This is a genomic window from Saliphagus sp. LR7 (assembly GCF_003344565.1).
Classification (GTDB): domain Archaea; phylum Halobacteriota; class Halobacteria; order Halobacteriales; family Natrialbaceae; genus Saliphagus; species Saliphagus infecundisoli.
In genome coordinates this window covers 350,591-365,460 of record NZ_QPND01000003.1, presented here as the reverse complement: position 1 = coordinate 365,460, position 14,870 = coordinate 350,591, and the positions used below count along the sequence as shown (strand labels likewise).

Here is a 14,870-nt window from a genome sequence, read left to right as displayed (position 1 = left end):
GAACCGAACTGTCTCAACAATCTCCTACGGAAGAGCGATCGTATTTTCCACAAGGCTGGTATGGGCGCGGCGTAAACACTCAGAAGCTGCTTGGTGGGAGACGTCAAACTCGTTTGCTAACTCTTCCAGAGCAGCTCCGCGAGGAATGTCGTAATATCCACCGTCGAACGCGGCAATCATCATCTCGTACTGGTTTTCTGTTAGGCCGAACCGTCCGTTTCGATCCTCCTTGATGGCATATACCCTGTGTATCTCAAAGCCGATTCCGTGGTCTTGGTAGTGGTCATGGGTCTGTGAGACTGCTTCACGAGTTGGGAAGAGCAAGCGCAGCGTCCATCCTCCACTGGTTGCGTGTGCAGAAGTGATCGTACTTTCTTCTACCGTGAGTAGATCCAGTACAGTTGTAACCATCTCGTTCCATTTCGACGATCATATCCGGCGCACTGGTCAGCGCGTGGTGGAGAGCGAAGTCATCCGCCTTGACGGTGAACTCGGCAATTACACTCATACAGTTTCCTTGGTCTCGGGAATCATCAGGAAGAGGATTGGCGACAGACGACGCTCACCCTCTCGAAAAGCCGATAGCCAGCACTTCAGGATGCACCGGTGATCCACTGCTCATCGTTTTCACTCCTTCTTAGACAGGACGCAGGCTTTCTCGAGACTTTCATCATGCGTCTCCAACCGGGCGTTCGAAGATCAGGAACTTCGTTCCCCCACCCGTGTAGTCGACCGTCTCGACGAGTCGCCAGCCGTCGCTCGCCAGGTCGTTGATCTCCGCTTTGGGGTCTACGGACTCCTTTTTCACCTCGCCGCGAGGGACTCGCAAGGTCTCGTACTCCCAGTGGTCGTCGGTTCGTTCACTCATTCGATGAAATACGGAGCGGGGAGTCGTATAACTGCTTCCGATCTCCGTCGGTCGCGGTCGTCGCACGGATCGTCCCTCGAGCGACGGGAGGGCTACGGGATCGTCGAGCCCTCGACCGTCACGTTCTGTGTGGCCACGACGCTCCCGCTGGTGGTGTTGACCGCGTACAGCGTCGCGGGCGCTCCGGTCGGCAGCGGAAGCGAGACCGTCGTCTGTCCGGCGTCGAGGGTCGTCGAGTAAAAGGAGCCGCCGCTCTCCGTGATGACGTTCACCCGGCTCACTCCGTCGGCCGTCGTCGCCGAGGACGAGAACGTGACGGTCGCCTGGACCGACGACGTCCCCCACTGGTTGTCGGTCGTAACGTTTCGGAAGGTGTCCGAGTCGCCAGTTTCGACGGTCGGAGAGACGGTGAGACAGCCGCCCATGACGACCAGGGCGGCGACAACGAAGACCGCAGTCGAGGCGTTCCGCGTCGTATCCATGTGGGGGTCCGTCCGCGAGCGACCCTTATTACTCCACGGATGGCAGTCCGCTCGGAAACCCCCCGAATGCGGTGATCCTGCCGGGAGAACGGAGGGCTCAAGTGAGTCCTCCGTCTCGACGGAACCAGTATATGACGCGCGCCGTGTACGAGGGTGCGGGCTCTCGCTCGCCGGTCTCGAGACCGGGCGGGACCCACGAAGGACCGAGGCCATGAGCGACGACACCACCGAAAACGTCGACAGCCGCGAGGAGGACCCGAACCTCGACGCGTCCGACGTCGACGACATCGGAACGGCGAACACGATGCGCGAGCGAGGCGGCGAGACCAAACTCAAGGTCTGGCTGACTCTCGACGGCCACCGCCTCGTCGTCGCGGGCCTGCTCGCGTTGCTCATCTTCGGCGTGTTCGTCTTCGGAGGAACCTTCTTCTACCAGTACTACCTCACCGACGCACAGACCGCCGACACCGTCGAGACGGTGTTCTCGACGATGATCAGTGCCATCATCACCGGCGTCACCCTGGTGTTGACCATCAGCCAGATCGTCATCTCCCAGGAGAACGGTCCGCTGGGCGACCAGCGCGACCGCATGAACGGCACGATGGAGTTCCGGGAGTACACGAAGGAGATCACCGGAACGCCGACGCCCGCGGATCCGTCGGCGTTTCTCCGCGCGCTGATCCTGGAGAGCAAGGAGTACGCCGAGAGGCTCCGCGAATCGGTTCACGACAACGAGAGCGAGGACCTCCGGGGGGAGGTCGACGAGTTCACGAACAGTCTCGTCGAAAACGCGGAGGCCGCGGCGGACAAACTCGAGGGCCGAAAGTTCGGCTCCTACACCGTCGTCTCGGCGGCGCTCGACTACAACTACGGCTGGAAGATCTTCCAGGTCGAACGCATCACCGACGACCACAGCGATGCCCTCACGGAGGAGACGCGCGTGATCCTCGACGACCTGAAGACGGCGCTGTCGATGTTCGGTCCCGCCCGCGAGCACATCAAGACGCTGTACTTCGAGTGGGAACTCATCAGCCTCTCACAGAACATCCTCTACCTGTCGGTCCCGGCGCTCATCGTCGCCGGCTTCATGACGACGTACATCGGCGGGTCGTCGCTCCCCGGCGTGACCCTCGGCGTGCCGAACCTCATCTGGATCACGGCGGCGGCGTTCGCCGTGACCGCGCTTCCGTTCCTGTTGCTGATCTCCTACATCGCCCGGATCGCGACGATCGCGAAGCGGACGCTCGCCATCGGCCCGTTCATCCTCCGCGATTCACAGCGCTGATCGGGCCACCCTCACACCCGATCCCGGTCCAACCCCTTGCGAGCACCGCGAGGAGCGAACGGCCTCCGGTTTCGGCCCCCGATCGCGGCGGGTCGATGCAGTGATCCCGGGAGCACCCCCAGTAGCGGGCCGATGACGACCGTGAGTGCGATCAGCAGGCCGTCGGGAACCGCCCGCGCGGGATCTCCGCCCGGAACGGCTTCGCTTTCGAACCCACCTACTCCTCGAGCAGGGGGTCCTCGTCGTCGCTTCGATCCCACTCAAGTTCGAACTCGATCGAGCGTTCGACGCCGTCGTCCTCCCGCTCGTCCTCGATCTCGACCTCGAATTCGAGGGAGTCCGGCGGCGCGATCGTTACCGACTCGCCGTCGATTTCGACGTCGAAGGGGCCTCCCTCCCGGAGGGTTCCGGCGAACGCCTCCAGGTGGTCGGCGACCTCCTCGCGCGAGACGTCCTCCCGCTCGACTTCCGCTTCGATCTCGTCGTCTTCGCTTTCGACCTCGACGTCGGATTCGTCTTCGGACATCCCATCGGGGTACGCGGGGGGACCACCTAAAACGATCGCCGGAAACTGCGAGCCCGCTCGGTGATCACTCCGGATCCTCGTCCCGGCCCTCGTCGGATTCCGGGGAGCCATCGCCGAGAGCGCGGTGTTCCCGGCCTGTCGGTCCGGGCGAGTCAGTCATCCCGTACGGGGGGTGCCCGACGCGGCGATAACGGCGCTCCCGGTGGGACCCGCTCCTCTCGGACCGTGGAATTACTACTGAGCATTTACGAAGATTTTTGTATGCAGGCTGTGTATCTCGGTTCAATGAGCGTCCATCCCGCCCCCGACGTCGAAGCACCGATCGACCGCTGTCGACCCGCGGACGTCACCCCCGTCCGTCTGGAGGCCGACGCCCTGGAATCGACCGCCCCCGACTACCTCCGCGAGCTGAAAGGCGAGTTCGCCGGCGAGGGACTCTCCCCCGCCGAACTCGCCGTCGAGGCCCGCTTCGAGGCCGACTGCTCGCTCCGGACCCAGAGCGAGGCCGACCGCCTCCGGGAGCTCGTCCGGGCGGGTACCTTCCTCGGCGTCGACCGGGTAACTGTGTCCTGTGACTCCGTCGCGAACCCGGAGAAGGTCCGCCCCGCCCTCGAAGCGTGTGCCGAACGCGCCGACCGCGAGGGGATCGCCTTCGAGGTCGACGGGCTCGACCTCGCGTAGGCGTGGCCTCCCGGCAGGCTATCGAACGGCGCCTCGAGTCCGTCGCCGACTTCGCCGACCCCTCCATCGAGCTCGAGCAGTACCTGACGCCACCCGAACTCGCGGCCAACCTCCTCCAGGTCGCCGCCCTCCGGGGCGACCTGACCGGCGAGACGGTCGTCGACCTCGGAACCGGGACGGGAACCCTCGCGGTCGGCGCCGCGCTCTTTTCGCCCGAGCGGGTCGTCGGGATCGACGTCGACCCCGGCGCGCTCGCCCTGGCTCGCGAGAACGAGCGCCGCGTCGCAGGCGAGCCGGTCGAGGGCGGCCGCGAGCCGACCCCGATCGACTGGCTCCGCGGCGACGTCCGCCGCCACCCCCTGCGGGCGCCGCGGCGGACCACCGTTCTCGCGAACCCCCCTTTCGGCGCCCAGCGGGGCGCCCGCCACGCAGACCGACCGTTCCTCGAGGCCGCGAGCGAACTCGCCGCCGTCTCCCTTTCGATCCACAACGAGGGGAGTCGGGAGTTCGTCGAGCGCCTCGCCGGCGAACGGGGCGGCACGGTCACGGAGGCGTTCCGGGCGGCGTTTCCCGTCGACAATCGGTTTCCCTTCCACGACGAGGAGCGCCGCGAGCTCGCGGTCGAGGTCTTCCGGATCGAGTGGTGACGGACCCCGTCGATCGACGCCGGTCACGATTCCCGGTGTCGATACCGGGAACGCTCACGCGAGCTGCCGACGGGATCACTCGAGCTCGCCGTACGTCTCGGCGCTCGCGACCTGGACGCGGGTGCCCTCGACGGCGCCGTAGAGCCCGCTTCCCTCGCGTTCGAACGTGACGGGGCCGAGCGTGACGCTCTCGCCGGGCTCGGGCAGTTCAGCGGTGGCGTTTACCTCCCCCTCGATCGCGACGCGGAACTCGCCGCCTTCAGGCACGATCGAGACGTCGTGGCCGGCGAGCGTGAGCGCGGCCCGGGCAGGACCCGAGGCGAAGGCGTGCTGGGGCTCGCCGCCGGCGGGTGCGAGCCAGACCTGGTAGGCGGTCTCCCCGCCGGTCGCGGTCCAGCCCGCCCGGGTCGCCGTCACCGACTCCCGCCAGCCCGGCCCGCCGACGACGACGGTCGACCGGCCCGCGAAGGCCAGCTCTCCGGCCGGGACCGCGTCGGTCCAGATTTGGCGCTCGCTGCTCGAGACGATGACGCCGCCCGTCTCGACGGTGGTCGCCGACTCGAGGGGACCGATATCGACCGCGCCGACGAGCCGGTTCTCGACGCCCTCGGCGTAGGTGATCGAGTAGTCCTCGACCGCGAGGGTCCCCTCCTCGCCCGCGTCCCCGGTGTCCCCCGAGACGACGAAGGCGTTGACCGGGATCGCGGGGCCGGCCATCGCCCCCAGGAGGACGAGGACGACGACCAGGGCCGCTCCCCGTGGACTCGCCGATGCAATCGTCCCCCGGAGCGAGCCGTCAGGTCCGCGTCCCGCGATCGCCTCGCGCAGCCGCTCGCTCGCGCTCCGCGAGCGGTCGCGTCCGCCGTCGGCCGAGGAGGCCGCGACCTGGCCCGCGGAGTCGCCGGGCGACCACCGCCCCAGCAGGGGCCGTTCGGGGCCGACCGCGGCGACCGCGAGGACGATCGCGAGCCAGGCGACGACGACGACGCCCAGTCCCCGGTAGAGGACGTAGGTCTCGCCCCCGCGAAACCAGTAGATCGCCCAGAACGACCGCGCGAAGCCAAAGAGCAACAGGCCGATCCAGAGCCGGCCCGGCGAGGGGAGCTCCCCCCGCCGGCGAAACAGCCAGAGGCCGAGCAGGAAGCCGATCAACAGCCCGACCGCGTGGCCCTGGATCGCGACCGTCGCCCACGAGGGCGCCGAGGGCGGGCTCGGCTGGGCGGTGACCTCGAGGACCGGCGTCCAGACCCCTCGGTAGATCGTAAACAGCGCGCTCTGGAGGACCGTCGTCGAGAGCAGCGTCGCGAGCGGGTACCGGACGACCGCGAAGCCGGCGAAGGCGTAGACGACCCCCGAGAAGCCGATGACGGGCCCGACCGCGAAGAGACTCGTCGCGAGCCCGACGGCGATCACGACCCCCGGGAAGACCACGAGCGCCCGGAGCCAGGGGTTCGTCTTCCACGTCGAGAACGCTTCCGACCCCCGCTTTCGGGGGTAGTGCCCCCAGGCGTACTCGGCGATCGGGGCGGCGGCGAGGGTCCCGACGAGGTTGCCCGTCAGGTGGCCCGCGTCGGCGTGAGAGAACGAGCCGGTGAGCATCCCCAGCGGGTAGAAGTACGACCACGCCCGGTAGGGGAGTACGACGGGGTCGTGCCAGTCGGTAATCCCGTCCTGGACGAACAGGTAGACCGCAAGTACGAACCCCATTACGACCAGCGTTCCCCAGGGAACTCCCATCACCAGCCGCGCCCGGACGGCGTCGCCGACCCGCGCCGCCCGCTCGCGATCCAGCCGCCCGACGACCGCGACCGACGCCACCAGCGCGACCACGACGAGGAGCGCCAGCGTTCCCCCGATCGAAACCATGTACGCTGGCTAGGGCCGGCGACGTATAGTGGTTTGTGGCCCGGAGAGGGCTTCGAAAGGTACAAGCGGCCGACGGCCCCACGAACGGCCATGGAACTACGGGTCACCGAGAGCGCCGACACCGAGCTCTCGATCGAGATCGGGGGCGAGGACCACACGTTCATGAACGTCCTCAAGGGCGCCCTCCTCGAGAGCGACGACGTCACGACGGCGACCTACGACATGAACCCCGAGCAGTCGGGGGGCCAGACCGAGCCGATCCTGACGATCAAGACCCGCGAGGGCGTTGATCCCCTCGAAGCCCTAGAGGAGGCTGCGGGCACCGTCCGCGAGAAGACGACGTCGTTCCGCGAGTCCTTCGAGGCCGCCGCCTGATCTCCCGGCGAGTGCTCTTTTCGTGTGGCGGTTTGCTCGACTACTGACGGGAACGATCCGTCAACAGACCGCGTAGGTGACGAACACCGTTCCCTCGGGGCCGACGTGGACGTCCATCCCCTCGGACGGCCGGTCGGCGAGGACGAGGTCCGCGCGGTCGGCGACGAGCCGGTCGGCGACCGCGTCCGCGAGGCCCCCGGGGTCGGCGTGGTCGTCGATCGACTCGAGTTCGACCGATCCGACGAGGAACCCGTCGCCCCCGCAGTCGGGATCGAACGCGCTCCAGTCGGGGTTATCGGGGGGCTCCTCTCCGCTGCGCTCGAGGACCGTCTGACGGTTTCGATACTCGGCGATCCCCGCCAGCCCCCCGTCGTACTCGCGGCTCTCGACGCCCCCGGCCTCGCGTTCGGTTTCGAGGCGGTCGTGGACCGCCCGTTCGACGCTCTCGAGGTCGATCCCGGCGGCGGTCTCGCCCTCGCCGGGAGCCTCGGGCGGGGAGGGAGTTCCCGTCCCGGGAAAGAGCAGGGAAAGCGGGAGGATCCCCGTCGCAAAGAGCGCGAGGACCACGAGCGCGAGAGCGAGGATCGGGAGGTAGGGACGGGCGACCTCGAGCCAGGTCGGGACCGCGAGTTCGTCCTCTAACCCGTCGTAGGTCTGTTCGACCTTCTCGAGTTCGTGGTTGCCACACCGCGAACACGGTGGGTTGTTCTTGACGTGCTGGCAGCCACAGTTCGAACAGACCCAGAGGTACTGGGTCCCGGTGTCGACGGTCTCGAACTCCGAGTCGGGCACCCTCTCGAACTCGCCGTGGCCACAGGAATCACACGGCGGCTCGTCGGAGTCGTGGGGCTTGCCACACCGCGTACACCGCCACTTCACTGTCGGAGGTTGGAGCGGCGAGCCAAAAGGGTGCCGGGACGGGGCGGTGGAATCGGACCTCTCGGCGCGGGCTACAGCCGGACCGGGACGCCCCGCTCGGCGAGGTACTCCTTGGTCTCCTCGATCGTGTACTCCTCGAAGTGGAAGATCGAGGCCGCGAGTCCCGCGTCGGCGTTTGCCTCCGTAAAGACCTCGTACATGTCCTCGGGGCCGCCACAGCCCGAGGAGGCGATGACGGGGGTATCGACCGCGTCACAGACCGCCCGCGTCAGCGGCACGTCGTAGCCGTCCTTGGTCCCGTCCTTGTCGATCGAGTTGACGAACAGTTCGCCGGCGCCCCGCTCCTCGGCCTCGTGGGCCCACTCGATCACGTCGATCCCCGTCCCCTCGCGGCCGCCCTTCTTCGTGCACTCAAACCAGCAGGACTCGCCGTCGATCTCGACGTAGTGGTCGCCCTCGCCGTCGAACCGTCGGCGGGCGTCGACGCTGATCACGATACACTGGCTGCCGAAGGCGGCGGCGCCCTCGTCGATGAGGCCGGGGCGCTCCAGAGCCCCGGTCGTGATCGAGACCTTGTCGGCGCCCGCACGGAGGGTCTCCCGGATGTCCTCGGTGGTTCGGATGCCCCCGCCCACCGTCAGCGGGATGAAGACCTCGTCTGCGACCCGGGAGACGACGTCGAGCATCGTCTCGCGGCCGTGGGCGCTCGCGGTGATGTCGAGGAAGACGAACTCGTCTGCGCCCGCGCGGTTGTAGGCCTTGGCCATCTCGACGGGGTCACCGGTGTACTGGAGGTCCTCGAAGTGGACGCCCGTGTAGACCGCGGGGTTCCCGTCGTCGTCGACGTCGACGTCGATACAGGGGATGACGCGTTTCGTCAGGACCATTCGTTGGCCGCGAGTTGGTGCCGAGGGTAATAAAGCGGTCCGGGTCGCCGCGATCACCGCCGACGGGCCCGACCGAGAGACGAGCGTTTAAGTACGAGTGCCGGATACGGCCGGGTATGACCGCAGACGCCGACCACGCGACCGACCCAGCCCACGACCATGACTCGGGCGCCGACGTCGGCCACGACCCCGAGGGGCGGACGACGGCACCGATGAGTGCGTACACGACCGACGACGTCGGGATCGGCTTCGCCGTCCTCGCCGTCGGCCTGCTCGTCGCCTTCGCCCTCCCGATCGTCCTCACGCTGTAAGCGGGCCGCGGCTCCCGCGGCGATCCGCCACGGTTTTCATCCGCTGTCCGGTAGGCTCGCCATGACCCACTCGCCGACCCGCGTCGGAGTCCTCCACGACGGTCCCCTCTCCGACGAACAGGACGCCGCCCTCGCCTGGCTCGAGGAGCGTCTTCCGGCGGAGGCGATGTCGTTCTCCGCTCTCGAGACTCCGGTCGAGCGGTTCGACGTCCTCTGGTACCATCGCTCGGCGCCCGTCGAGAGCGAGCCGCTGGCCGAGCGGGCGCCGGCGGTCGAGGCCTTTCTGGAGGACGGTGGCGGCCTCCTCCTGACCCTCCGGGCGATGGCAGCGGTGGACGCCCTCGGCGTCGAGTCTGTGGCGCCGGAGGCGGTCGGCGAGGGCATGGCCGAACCGACCGGCGTCCTCTGGCGGTCGCTGTACGACGATCACCCCGCTGTGGCTTCGGTCGACTCGCTCCGGCTCCCGACGTGCGACCGCGGGTCGATCGGGGTCGCCCGCTACGACTCCGTCCTCCCCTCGGCGGGCGAGGTGCTCGCCTCGACGGTCCGGGGCGACCGGGAACACCCCTCGGAGATGACCGTCGTCGGCTGGAACGCGGGTGCGGGCTCCGTGCTGGGCGTCGGCGCGCCGGTTCCCTTCGACGAATCGATCCCGGAGGAGTTCGCGGCGAACCGCGACCGGGTGATCGCCGGCTGCCTCGAGTCGCTCGCGGGGGACGACGGTCAGCCGCGGGCCCCACGCTCCGCGGGGGAGATGCGGGCGCTCCGCGAGCGCGCCGGCGACGACGCCCACCGACCCGACTACCACTTCACCCCGCCCGCGAACTGGCTGAACGATCCCAACGGGCTGATCGCGTGGAACGGCCGCTACCACGCCTTCTACCAGTACAACCCGGCGGGACCGTTCCACGACACCATCCACTGGGGCCACGCGACCAGCGACGACCTCCTCCACTGGGAGGACGAGCCGGTCGCGCTCTCGCCGTCGCCGGAGGGCCCCGACCGCGACGGCTGCTGGTCGGGCTGTGCGATCGACGACGGCGGGACGCCGACGCTGCTCTACACGGGCGGCCGCGGGCGCAAACAGCTTCCCTGTCTGGCGACGACGACCGACCCCGACCTGCGCCGGTGGGAGAAGTACGACGGCAACCCCGTGATCGCCGAACCCCCCGAGGACCTCGCGCTCCTCGAGACCGACCACTGGGAGGCCGAGTTTCGCGACCACTGCGTCTGGCGCGAGGGCGACCGCTGGCACCAGCTCATCGGTACCGGCCTCGCCGACGGCGGCGGCGCGGTGCTTCGCTACAGCTCCGAGAACCTCCGGGAGTGGCGCTACGAGGGGCCGTTCCTGGTCGACGAGGGGGGCAGCGAGGGAACCGTCTGGGAGTGTCCCGAACTGCTCGACTTCGGCGACTACAAACTGCTGCACGTCTCGAACTACGACGAGGTCGTCTATTTCATCGGCGAGGCCCGGGACGGCCGGTTCGAGATCGAACGCCGGGGCGTCCTCGACGGCGGCGACTTCTACGCGCCACAGTCCCTGCAGGACGGCGACCGCCACGTTACCTTCGGCTGGCTCCCCGAGGCCAGGGACGTCGGCGCCCAGTGGGACGCGGGCTGGTCGGGCGCGCTCTCTCTGCCCCGCGTCCTCTCGGTCGGGCCCGACGGCCGGCTCCGACAGCGCCCGGCCGAAGCGGTCGAGCGCCTCCGCGACCGGCGGGTCGCCGACGGGGAATCGTTCTCGCTGTCGGCCGGCGAGCGCCGCCCGCTGTCGGCCGCCGGACGTTCCCTCGAGATCGACCTGGAGGTCGCCCTCGAGGACGCCGAGGCGTTCGAGCTCTCGGTCCTCGAGGGCGGTCGGGACGAACGGACCGCGATCCGGTACACGGGCGAGGAGGTGGTCGTCGATCGGGGGGCGAGCGCGGACCACCCGCCGGAGCCGACCACACGGCGAATGGCCGTCCCGCCGTACGACGAACCGCTCTCCCTGCGTGCGTTCGTCGACGGCAGCGTTCTCGAGCTGTACGCCAACGAGCGCCACTGTCTGACGAGCCGGGTCTACCCGAGCGAGGACGCCACGGGAGTCTCGGCGCGCGCCGAGGGCGGACGGGCGAGCGTCCGCTCGCTGTCGGCCTGGACGATGGAGCGAGCGGTCGGCCCCGGGCGGGACGACGAGCGGGCGACCACCCGGTGATCTCCCGAGGAGGTCGGCCCTATTTTTCTACGGTGTCCCGGCCGGCGTACCCGCCGAACGGATAGCCGTGGGGTCCGGCGGGCTCGTCGCCATCGGCGAGCGCGTCCGGGTCGAGGGGCGGCCGCGTCGCCGGCTCCGGGAGGGGCTCCACGGGCGTCGGGACCTCCCAGTGGGCGAGCGTTCCGAGGATCCGCGTTCGGTCGCGCTCGATTCCCAGCCGAACCGTCGGCGCGAGCGTCCCGCCGAACCGGCGGCGCTGTTCGGGAAGCGACAGCTCAGAGATCGCGTCCAGCGAGTCGCCCGCGAAGTCGAAGTAGTTGAAGAAGCCGACGACGAGAATCTCCTCGCGGTGGGGGTAGGCCATCCACGAGTAAGCCTGGAACGGCGCCGTCGCGGGGTTCGCGAGGACCAATCCCGAGCCGTTCAGCGGGCGGTACTCCCCGTCCAGGGAGTCCGCGACGAAGCCGTAGAGGCCGTCGTAGCCCTCGAGGCCCGGCGCGAACGTGTGCATGTGACTCGAGACGAACAGGTAGTAGCGTCCGTCGGGGTGGACGACGTGGGGGCGTTCGAGCTCCTGGTTGACGCAGACGGCGTCCAGAATCGGGGGCCGGAGCTCCCACTCGGTAGGATCTCCCGAGGGCGAGACCGCCAGCCCGACGCAGCCGTTGAACTCCCGGCGGGCCGGATCGCCGTCACAGCGGTCGTCCTCGCGAACGGGCGTGTTGGCCTCGAACAGCAGACAGGTCCGGCCCGTCTCGGGGTCCTCGAAGAACCACGGGTCCCGGAAGGTGTAGATCATCCCCTCGGACTGGTCGGCCGTCTCGTAGTGTTCGCCGTCGGGTTCGAACAGGACCTCGTGGGACCAGGTACTTTCGAGGGCGAGACCGTCTTCCGACGCCGAGAAACGTCCCCCGTGCCCGACCGCCGGGTGCTGGGTGTAGCTCAGTTCGGGGGCGTCGGCCTCGCCGGCGGCCGTGTAGTAGACGTAGAGGTCGCCGTCGTCTACGAGCGCGGAGCCGGCCCACTGGCGCTGGCCGAGGGCGTCAGCGAAGACGGGTCCCCCGTCGGTCCACTCGCGGCCGTCCCGCGAGTAGAAGTACCGGATCTCGGCGACGTCGTGGCGCGTGCCGGGAAGCAGGTCGGCGGGTGCCGTCAGCGAGAAGAGCACGCGATAGTCCGCGACGGTCGCGACCTCGCCGGTCCGCGTCCGCAGGAGCCAGGTGTCCCAGACGTGGAGGCCGTCGGCCGGGTCGGGTTCCGGCGGCTCAATCTTCGGAACTACGGTGTCGGCGGTCCGCCCGATGCCCGCGGCCTGCCCCTCGGTCCACCGCGACCACGGTGGCCCCTCCCGGCGGCTCCCGTCCTCGTCGTGTCCCATGTGGGGGCGTTTGCCCTACGGTCGATAAAACCCTTCACTCTCGGCTACCCTGTGAGCCCGACCGTTCGATCGGTCCCGGAACCGGTCCCGTGAGAGTGATTCACCCGCGAACGGAAGGGACTCCACAAACGATTTAACGCTGGTAATTATATCTAATTACGCCATGACCGACGACTTCCCCGACTACATCGACGTCGATTACACCGACGGCGAGGGCGAGGATCCCGCCGACTACCCACACGTCAACGACAAGATCGAGAAGGCCATCGAGGTCACCCGCGAGGGCTTAGAGGAGTACGAGAACCCGGTCGTGATGTGGACCGGCGGGAAGGACTCGACGCTCACGCTGTACTTCGTCAAGGAGGTCGCAGAGCAGTACGACCTCGAGGTGCCCCCGGTCGTCTTCATCGACCACTACCAGCACTTCGACGAACTGATCGACTTCGTCGAGCACTGGGCCGACGAGTGGGACCTCGAGGTCATCTGGGCGCGCAACACCGACGTCGGCGACTACGTCGACGAAAACGGGCTCGAGCCTGGCGACGACATCCCCATCGAGGAGCTCTCCGAACACAACCAGCACCACGTCCGCGAGATCCTCGAGTACGAGGAGGACACGTTCCCGTTCCTGCTCGACACCTACGTCGGCAATCACCTGCTCAAGACCGTCGCGCTCAACGACGCCATCGAGGAGTACGACGTCGACGGCATCATCTCGGGCATCCGCTGGGACGAACAGGAGTCCCGCGCGGACGAGACGTTCTTCTCGCCGCGTCACGACCCGGACATCTACCCGCCCCACGACCGCATCCAGACCATCCTCCAGTTCGACGAGGCCGCCGTCTGGGAGGCCTTCTGGAACTTCGTCGTCCCCGACACCGTCGAGGCGTTCCCCGAGGAGGGCTACGTCCCCCAGGGCGCCGACGACCTCCCCGAGGGCGTCGAGAAAGAGGACGTCCCCGTCTCGCCGAAGTACTTCGCCGGCTTCCGGTCGCTGGGAAGCGAGGTCTCCACCGACAAGGCCGCCGAGGAGCCCGCCTGGCTCCAGGATCTGGACTCGACGACCGAGCGCGCGGGCCGCGCCCAGGACAAGGAGGACCTGATGGAGCGCCTGCGCGACCTCGGCTACATGTGATCGGCTGAATCAACGCCTTATCGACCCGCCTTTTTCAGTGTTCGAGATCGGTCGTTCCGGGATCGGATCGAGAACGCTCGTTCGAACTCGCTCGAGACCCGTCGTCAGTTCCAGGGCGCGTCGTCGGGATCGACCTCGCGGTTGATCCGGTCGATCGAGTCGATCATGTTCACCTCGTCGCTGTCGAGATCGATCGACAGCGACTCCCAGTTGTCCGCGATGTGATCCCGACCGGTCGCCTTCGGAATCGTCGTCACGCCCTTCTCGCGGGCCCAGGCGAGCGCGACCGCGGCCTCGCTCGTGTCGTGGTTTGCGGCGATCTCCCGGAGCTCCTCGACGTCGAAGACCTCGCCGCGGGCGATCGGCGAGTAGGCGACAACTTCGACGTCGTAATTCTCGCAGGCCTCCCGGATGTGCTCCTGGGGAAGGAGGGGATGGAGTTCGACCTGGTTCGCGAAGACGGGCGCGTCGAGTATGTCCATCGCCTCCTCGATGTGTCGGGGTTCGAAGTTCGAGACGCCGACGTTCTCGATCAGTCCCTCGTCGTACAGTTCGTCGAACGCGGGGAGGGTGTCCTCGGCGTCGTAGCTCCCCTTCGGCCAGTGGACGTACAGCAGGTCGATCGTCTCGACGCCTAGCCGGTCTGCACTCTCGTGGGCCGTCTCGAGGACGTCCTCGCTCGCCAGGTTCGAGGTGCTGACCTTCGTCGCGAGGAAGACGTCCTCGCGGGGGACGTCCGCGGCGGCGATTCCCTCGCCGACGGCCTCCTCGTTGTCGTAGGCCTGGGCCGTGTCGATGTGGCGATACCCCATCTCGAGGGCGGTCTCGATGCTCTCTGCACACTGGTCGGGATCGGTGTTCTGCCAGGTTCCGAGCCCGAGCATCGGCATCCCGCTGGCGGTCGGACAGGTACCGGCTGCGATCTCCTCGGCATCGTCTGTTGCCATGGGAGAATCGACGGACGGGACCGAAAAAGGGGTTGGGGTTGCGGGGGCCGGCGGGTCGGAAAGCCCGACGAAAGAAAGCGAACTCCGGCGACGGCCCGGCAATGGCATGCACGGTCGCTACCTCGCCGGCCTCGTACATCGGGGTATGGCCGGAATCGTCGCCACCGTTCGATCGCTGCTGCTCAGGATCGTCAACTTCGTGATCTTCGTCGTGACGCTTCCGCTGCGACTGGTGAAGCGACTGCTCCAGTCGGTGTAGGACCGGTCCCGACGATCCGGAGGCACGATCTCCCTCGCGAGCAGTCCCGTCCGTTCGGTCGTTCGGCAGCGATCGGTGTCGTTTGCGAGTCGGACCCGACCGTCGGACGCGGGGAATCCGTTGATTATAACACCGTCTGCGACCGACCCA

Annotated in this window: 17 protein-coding genes; 8 read left to right on the top strand and 9 right to left on the bottom strand. The window is 68.0% G+C overall.

Going from position 1 to position 14,870, the window contains the following annotated elements; genetic code table 11:
* Positions 1-24: 24 nt before the first annotated feature.
* The 3 genes from DVH23_RS06680 to DVH23_RS06665 all read right to left on the bottom strand — a co-directional run bounded on the left by DVH23_RS06680 (position 25) and on the right by DVH23_RS06665 (position 1,350).
* Positions 25-411, bottom strand: coding sequence for a helix-turn-helix domain-containing protein (locus DVH23_RS06680; RefSeq protein WP_114576658.1), 387 nt, complete (start codon positions 409-411; stop codon positions 25-27).
* 259 nt (positions 412-670) lie between these two features.
* Positions 671-868: a DUF4177 domain-containing protein gene (locus tag DVH23_RS06670; RefSeq protein WP_114576657.1), complete on the bottom strand. Its 198-nt coding sequence runs from the start codon at positions 866-868 to the stop codon at positions 671-673.
* 92 nt (positions 869-960) lie between these two features.
* On the bottom strand, positions 961-1,350 hold the full coding sequence (locus DVH23_RS06665) for a hypothetical protein (RefSeq protein ID WP_114576656.1): 390 nt from the start codon (positions 1,348-1,350) through the stop codon (positions 961-963).
* Positions 1,351-1,561: 211 nt separating this feature from the next.
* Between DVH23_RS06665 and DVH23_RS06660 the strand changes: the two genes are divergently transcribed.
* The gene (locus DVH23_RS06660) at positions 1,562-2,635 is read left to right on the top strand and encodes a hypothetical protein (protein WP_114576655.1); all 1,074 of its coding nucleotides are present in this window, start codon (positions 1,562-1,564) and stop codon (positions 2,633-2,635) included.
* Between the two features lie 217 nt (positions 2,636-2,852).
* Here DVH23_RS06660 and DVH23_RS06655 read toward each other — a convergent pair whose 3' ends face one another.
* Entirely contained in the window at positions 2,853-3,161 is a 309-nt protein-coding gene (locus DVH23_RS06655; RefSeq protein ID WP_114576654.1) for an amphi-Trp domain-containing protein, read from the bottom strand.
* A gap of 285 nt (positions 3,162-3,446) precedes the next feature.
* On the opposite strand from DVH23_RS06655, the gene DVH23_RS06650 reads away from it, so the two are divergent.
* Entirely contained in the window at positions 3,447-3,842 is a 396-nt protein-coding gene (locus DVH23_RS06650) for a hypothetical protein (protein ID WP_114576653.1), read from the top strand.
* A 2-nt stretch (positions 3,843-3,844) separates the two neighbouring features.
* Positions 3,845-4,489, top strand: a complete 645-nt coding sequence (locus DVH23_RS06645; protein ID WP_232833708.1) for an METTL5 family protein — start codon at positions 3,845-3,847, stop codon at positions 4,487-4,489.
* A 75-nt stretch (positions 4,490-4,564) separates the two neighbouring features.
* Here the strand turns inward: DVH23_RS06645 and DVH23_RS06640 are convergent, their stop codons facing one another.
* A complete protein-coding gene (locus DVH23_RS06640; RefSeq protein WP_114576651.1) occupies positions 4,565-6,355 on the bottom strand; it encodes a rhomboid family intramembrane serine protease in 1,791 nt (596 codons plus the stop codon).
* Positions 6,356-6,445: 90 nt separating this feature from the next.
* Between DVH23_RS06640 and DVH23_RS06635 the strand changes: the two genes are divergently transcribed.
* Complete coding sequence (locus DVH23_RS06635) at positions 6,446-6,730, top strand: DNA-directed RNA polymerase subunit L (RefSeq protein ID WP_114576650.1); 285 nt, start codon at positions 6,446-6,448, stop codon at positions 6,728-6,730.
* A gap of 60 nt (positions 6,731-6,790) precedes the next feature.
* Here the strand turns inward: DVH23_RS06635 and DVH23_RS06630 are convergent, their stop codons facing one another.
* Together DVH23_RS06630 and hisF are read right to left on the bottom strand one after the other, a co-directional pair.
* Positions 6,791-7,609: a hypothetical protein gene (locus DVH23_RS06630; RefSeq protein WP_114576649.1), complete on the bottom strand. Its 819-nt coding sequence runs from the start codon at positions 7,607-7,609 to the stop codon at positions 6,791-6,793.
* A gap of 71 nt (positions 7,610-7,680) precedes the next feature.
* Positions 7,681-8,496, bottom strand: a complete 816-nt coding sequence (hisF, locus tag DVH23_RS06625; RefSeq protein ID WP_114576648.1) for an imidazole glycerol phosphate synthase subunit HisF — start codon at positions 8,494-8,496, stop codon at positions 7,681-7,683.
* A 116-nt stretch (positions 8,497-8,612) separates the two neighbouring features.
* Here hisF and DVH23_RS06620 point away from each other — a divergent pair, with 116 nt between their 5' ends.
* Positions 8,613-8,807, top strand: a complete 195-nt coding sequence (locus DVH23_RS06620) for a hypothetical protein (protein ID WP_114576647.1) — start codon at positions 8,613-8,615, stop codon at positions 8,805-8,807.
* 61 nt (positions 8,808-8,868) lie between these two features.
* Positions 8,869-11,001: a GH32 C-terminal domain-containing protein gene (locus DVH23_RS06615; RefSeq protein WP_114576646.1), complete on the top strand. Its 2,133-nt coding sequence runs from the start codon at positions 8,869-8,871 to the stop codon at positions 10,999-11,001.
* Between the two features lie 19 nt (positions 11,002-11,020).
* Here DVH23_RS06615 and DVH23_RS06610 read toward each other — a convergent pair whose 3' ends face one another.
* A complete protein-coding gene (locus DVH23_RS06610; RefSeq protein WP_114576645.1) occupies positions 11,021-12,379 on the bottom strand; it encodes a glycoside hydrolase family 68 protein in 1,359 nt (452 codons plus the stop codon).
* Positions 12,380-12,542: 163 nt separating this feature from the next.
* Between DVH23_RS06610 and DVH23_RS06605 the strand changes: the two genes are divergently transcribed.
* Positions 12,543-13,514 (top strand): phosphoadenosine phosphosulfate reductase family protein, encoded by a 972-nt coding sequence (locus DVH23_RS06605; protein ID WP_114576644.1) that lies wholly within the window; start codon positions 12,543-12,545, stop codon positions 13,512-13,514.
* Between the two features lie 104 nt (positions 13,515-13,618).
* Here DVH23_RS06605 and DVH23_RS06600 read toward each other — a convergent pair whose 3' ends face one another.
* Positions 13,619-14,461, bottom strand: coding sequence for an aldo/keto reductase (locus tag DVH23_RS06600; protein ID WP_114576643.1), 843 nt, complete (start codon positions 14,459-14,461; stop codon positions 13,619-13,621).
* On the opposite strand from DVH23_RS06600, the gene DVH23_RS06595 reads away from it, so the two are divergent.
* A complete protein-coding gene (locus DVH23_RS06595; RefSeq protein ID WP_114576642.1) occupies positions 14,460-14,720 on the top strand; it encodes a hypothetical protein in 261 nt (86 codons plus the stop codon). The genes DVH23_RS06600 and DVH23_RS06595 overlap by 2 nt on opposite strands.
* The last annotated feature ends 150 nt before the right edge of the window (positions 14,721-14,870 follow it).

Excerpts from the sequence above, each read along its gene's own strand:
- DVH23_RS06680 (WP_114576658.1), bottom strand. The coding sequence starts at position 411 with ATGGTTACAACTGTACTGGATCTACTCACGGTAGAAGAAAGTACGATC.
- DVH23_RS06670 (WP_114576657.1), bottom strand. The coding sequence starts at position 868 with ATGAGTGAACGAACCGACGACCACTGGGAGTACGAGACCTTGCGAGTC.
- DVH23_RS06665 (WP_114576656.1), bottom strand. The coding sequence starts at position 1,350 with ATGGATACGACGCGGAACGCCTCGACTGCGGTCTTCGTTGTCGCCGCC.
- DVH23_RS06660 (WP_114576655.1), top strand. The coding sequence starts at position 1,562 with ATGAGCGACGACACCACCGAAAACGTCGACAGCCGCGAGGAGGACCCG.
- DVH23_RS06655 (WP_114576654.1), bottom strand. The coding sequence starts at position 3,161 with ATGTCCGAAGACGAATCCGACGTCGAGGTCGAAAGCGAAGACGACGAG.
- DVH23_RS06650 (WP_114576653.1), top strand. The coding sequence starts at position 3,447 with ATGAGCGTCCATCCCGCCCCCGACGTCGAAGCACCGATCGACCGCTGT.
- DVH23_RS06640 (WP_114576651.1), bottom strand. The coding sequence starts at position 6,355 with ATGGTTTCGATCGGGGGAACGCTGGCGCTCCTCGTCGTGGTCGCGCTG.
- DVH23_RS06635 (WP_114576650.1), top strand. The coding sequence starts at position 6,446 with ATGGAACTACGGGTCACCGAGAGCGCCGACACCGAGCTCTCGATCGAG.
- hisF (WP_114576648.1), bottom strand. The coding sequence starts at position 8,496 with ATGGTCCTGACGAAACGCGTCATCCCCTGTATCGACGTCGACGTCGAC.
- DVH23_RS06620 (WP_114576647.1), top strand. The coding sequence starts at position 8,613 with ATGACCGCAGACGCCGACCACGCGACCGACCCAGCCCACGACCATGAC.
- DVH23_RS06615 (WP_114576646.1), top strand. The coding sequence starts at position 8,869 with ATGACCCACTCGCCGACCCGCGTCGGAGTCCTCCACGACGGTCCCCTC.
- DVH23_RS06610 (WP_114576645.1), bottom strand. The coding sequence starts at position 12,379 with ATGGGACACGACGAGGACGGGAGCCGCCGGGAGGGGCCACCGTGGTCG.
- DVH23_RS06605 (WP_114576644.1), top strand. The coding sequence starts at position 12,543 with ATGACCGACGACTTCCCCGACTACATCGACGTCGATTACACCGACGGC.
- DVH23_RS06595 (WP_114576642.1), top strand. The coding sequence starts at position 14,460 with ATGGGAGAATCGACGGACGGGACCGAAAAAGGGGTTGGGGTTGCGGGG.
- DVH23_RS06600 (WP_114576643.1), bottom strand. The coding sequence starts at position 14,461 with ATGGCAACAGACGATGCCGAGGAGATCGCAGCCGGTACCTGTCCGACC.